The 3491-nt window shown below is 55.5% G+C and carries 5 protein-coding genes; 2 read left to right on the top strand and 3 right to left on the bottom strand.

What is annotated here, in order from left to right; translation table 11 throughout:
• The 3 genes from ENI00_RS17300 to ENI00_RS17310 all read right to left on the bottom strand — a co-directional run.
• Positions 1 to 657: TRAP transporter large permease subunit (locus ENI00_RS17300; RefSeq protein WP_304105153.1), on the bottom strand; the 657-nt coding region annotated here is incomplete at its 3' end.
• Positions 647 to 1141 carry a TRAP transporter small permease gene (locus ENI00_RS17305; RefSeq protein WP_304105156.1) on the bottom strand — a complete coding sequence of 165 codons (495 nt, stop codon included), beginning with the start codon at positions 1139 to 1141 and terminating at the stop codon, positions 647 to 649. The genes ENI00_RS17305 and ENI00_RS17300, both read right to left, overlap by 11 nt.
• 61 nt (positions 1142 to 1202) lie before the next feature.
• Entirely contained in the window at positions 1203 to 2213 is a 1011-nt protein-coding gene (locus ENI00_RS17310; RefSeq protein ID WP_304105159.1) for a DctP family TRAP transporter solute-binding subunit, read from the bottom strand.
• Positions 2214 to 2397: 184 nt separating this feature from the next.
• Between ENI00_RS17310 and ENI00_RS17315 the strand changes: the two genes are divergently transcribed.
• Both ENI00_RS17315 and ENI00_RS17320 read left to right on the top strand, forming a co-directional pair.
• Positions 2398 to 2586: a hypothetical protein gene (locus ENI00_RS17315; protein ID WP_304105162.1), complete on the top strand. Its 189-nt coding sequence runs from the start codon at positions 2398 to 2400 to the stop codon at positions 2584 to 2586.
• Positions 2587 to 2698: 112 nt separating this feature from the next.
• On the top strand, positions 2699 to 3491 hold a 793-nt coding region (locus ENI00_RS17320), incomplete at its 3' end, for an AI-2E family transporter (RefSeq protein WP_304105165.1).

Genomic DNA, 3491 nt, shown 5'->3' on the forward strand with positions numbered 1-3491 from the left:
CGCCGCTTTGAAGCTGGGCCAGAATGGCGGTCGCTCGGTGGTTTCGGGGTTCTCCCAACCATACTTGCGAGCCAGATACAGCGCCGGCACCAGCAAAGACAAACCCGCCAGAATGCCCGGAAACAAGCCGGCCGCGAACAGCGCCCGCAAATCCACGCCTGGCACCACGATAGAATAGAGAATCAGCGCGATGGAAGGCGGAATCAGGATCGCGGTAGACGACGAAGCCGCAATCAACGCAGCGGAAAAAGGCTGAGGATAACCGGCCTTGCGCATACTCGGCAGCATCACCATAGCCACGGCAGCCGCATCCGCCGGACCCGAACCACTCATCCCCCCCATGATCAGGCACACCAGAACCGCCACAACGGTCAGGCTACCGTGGCGAGGACCGATGATCGCCTGGGCAAAGCGCACCAGACTGGCCGCCACCCCGGCACGTTCAAAAATAAGCCCAGTCAGAATAAACAGCGGTATCGCAATCAGCGGATATTTGGCCACACTGTTGTAGGTATTGGTGCCAAAGGTCGCAAGCATGTCGGGAGACAGGCCGGAAACAATCCCCACCAACCCGCCAAATCCCAGCGCAATGGCTACCGGAACACCCAGCAATAACGCCAGCAGGAAACTCCCGATCATCAGCAGGTCAGGACTCATGAATAATCTCCGGGTCCTTTTTACCGCGCAGGCGGTCAACGAGGTTCTGGGTTATCCGAATAACGATCGCGCCTGACAGGATTGGCAGCCAGATTACATAGATCCAGCTTGGCAACCCTAACCCCGGAGACAAAGATTCCCAATTGTACTCCTGCATCGCGAAAACACTTCCATACCAAGCGGTTATGCCAAACACAGCCACGCTTACCAACCATTGCACAACAAACAATCCCTTCAAAGCAACGGGCGGCAGGTAATGCTCGATCAGCTCGATCCGGATGTGCTGGTTGTGACGGGCGGCTACCGCTGCCCCGGCAAACGTGAGTACAACCAGAAGAAATACAGAGAACTCTTCCGTGAACGCAAAAGAGGCGTCCGTGGTGTAGCGAACAATGACGTTGCCCAGACTGATCATACAGATTGCGATCAGGGCCACCGTCGCCAACCAGGCTTCTGGCCGAAATTTCGGGGGTCGGGAGGACATGTTTACTCCGTTTCAAACAACAGCACCCGCCCAGATCGACGGGTGCCGGAACAGCAGGTTATTACTGCGTGCGGTTGGCGACGGCAGCCTGGGCCTGTTTCACCAGATCTTCACCAATGCGCGATGTCCACTTGTCATAAACCGATTCGGTAGCCTTCACAAACGCGTCGTGTTGCTTCTGGCTGAGTTCGGTCACCGTAACACCGCGGTCTTTGATCGCCTGCAGCGTGTCCGCAAGCTCGGCGCGGGATTTTTCGATTTCCCACTCACCGGCATCCACAGCCGCTTGCTTCAAAAGCGCCTGATCTTCGGCGTTAAACTGGCCCCAGACACGGTTACTAACGGCAAACACCAGCGGATCGGCCATATAATGCCAGAGTGTCAGGTGCTCCTGCCCAACCTGGTCGATACGCGCCACGTCAAAAACCGACAGCGGGTTTTCCTGGCCGTCAACCGCGCCGGTGGTCAGTGCGGGTTTGGCATCTGCCCAGCTCATCTGGGTCGGGTTGGCGCCCAACTCGGTGAACGTGTCCTGAAACAAAGGCGAACCTACAACCCGAATTTTCAAACCGTCCAGATCCGCAGGCTCGCTAATGGCACGCTTGGAGTTGGACAACTCACGAAAGCCGTTTTCACCCCACGCCAGCGGCGTTACGCCACGCTTTTCAATGGCTTCGAATACCGCTTTGCCTGCATCACCCTGGGTGATGGCATCAATCGCGGCGTTGTCCGGCATCAGGAACGGCAGGGAAAAAAGATTCAGCTCTGGAACCTGAGGCGACCAGTTGATGGTAGACCCCACCGCCATATCAATGAGGCCTGAGCGCATGGCGGAAAACTCTTTGGTTTGATCCCCGGAGACCAACTGGGAATTGCTGTAAATCTTCATATTAATGCGCCCGTCTGAGCGCTCTTTTACCAACTCCACCCATTTGTCTGCGGCCTGGCCCCAGGGAAACGCGGAAGGCAGCACCGTAGAAACCGTGTATTCATCTTTGTATTGCGCATGAGCCACAGAGCTGATCAACAGCGTGGCCGCCGCGGCAGCGATCAATGAGCGGGATTTGAGCATCTTGTTTTCCTTTTTATTAGTCAGGGAGAATACGCGACGGGGCACCAAGCGCGTCGCAACAATAATGGAGTATAGGAGTGGGTGTCGTCGCGACGCAAAAAAAAGACAGCGATGGGTCAGATAGATTTCAAACCTCGGGCACCACCGCTTTGGCGCGCCGCCAGCCAGCGGTCATGCCCAATTCGTGAGCCATGTTTATCGTCGAGCGAACGAGGGCAGTGACAACCACTCTGCGGCGTCGTCGGGCCTTGGCCTGCGCATGCTTACCCGTGGTTTTTCTGCCTACATCGAGTTGAGCAAGCCACTGACCGTAAATTCCGAGTACGAGAACAAAAACCCAAGGCTGACAGGGCGGTTAACCGCCTACTTCTGATTGCCAACGACGTTTCCAGTCAATTAAAAATCTGTTGTTATCGTTTGCAGGCCGCCAGATGAGTCTACAATGAACAGAGTATAAAGCCGGCAATATCCAACAGTGGGCAACCATGGCAAGTAACGAGCTCAGAGAACCAGGCAACACCGACGAAAATAACAATAAGGAACACCAGCCGGCGCTGATTGAGGCCGTAAACATCCGCAGTATGGCGCTGATTATTCTGACCAGCATCGCAACGATCTATTTCATCAACTGGGCCCAGGCCGTGTTGCTTCCTTTGGTGGTTGCGGTATTGATTAGTTACGCGCTGGACCCGCTCGTTTCAACGGTGGACCGCTTAAGAATTCCCCGCCCACTGAGCGCCGCCATCGTACTGATTCTGTTGCTCAGCGCGATCGCCGGCGCCAGCATTCCCTTGCAGCGTGAAGCCATGGCCATACTGGACAAAGTTCCCGTTGCCATCAGCAAGTTTCAGCACAATGAAGACCACTCTCCCGTTAAAGAAGAGAGCCTCATAGAGAAGGCCCAGGCCGCCGCAAAACAAATTGAGGACTCTGCCGGAAAGAAGAAAAATGACAGCGCTGCGGCACGTCAAGGCATAACGCCTGTTCGCGTAATCGAGAAACCGGTGGATATTGAACAGTACGTGCTGAAGAGCTCTCCGGCGGCTTTAGTTCTTGTGTCCCAATTTTTCTCGGTACTGCTATTGGTGTACTTCATTCTGGCGGTGGGTTCGCTCTACAAGCGTAAAGTTGTAAGAATATCAGGCCCTTCATTCGGGCGAATGCGCAAAGCCGCCCGAATCATGGACGACTTCCACCATCAGGTGCGGCGCTTCCTGTTCGTGATGCTGCTCGGCGCTTTGTTTGTAGGCGTACTGACGTGGCTGGCGTTCCTGGCCC

Source organism: Marinobacter antarcticus (genome assembly GCF_011049865.1).
GTDB classification, from domain to species: domain Bacteria; phylum Pseudomonadota; class Gammaproteobacteria; order Pseudomonadales; family Oleiphilaceae; genus Marinobacter; species Marinobacter antarcticus_A.

Coding starts and splice junctions, on each gene's coding strand:
- ENI00_RS17305 (WP_304105156.1), bottom strand. CDS start 1,141: ATGTCCTCCCGACCCCCGAAATTTCGGCCAGAAGCCTGGTTGGCGACG.
- ENI00_RS17310 (WP_304105159.1), bottom strand. CDS start 2,213: ATGCTCAAATCCCGCTCATTGATCGCTGCCGCGGCGGCCACGCTGTTG.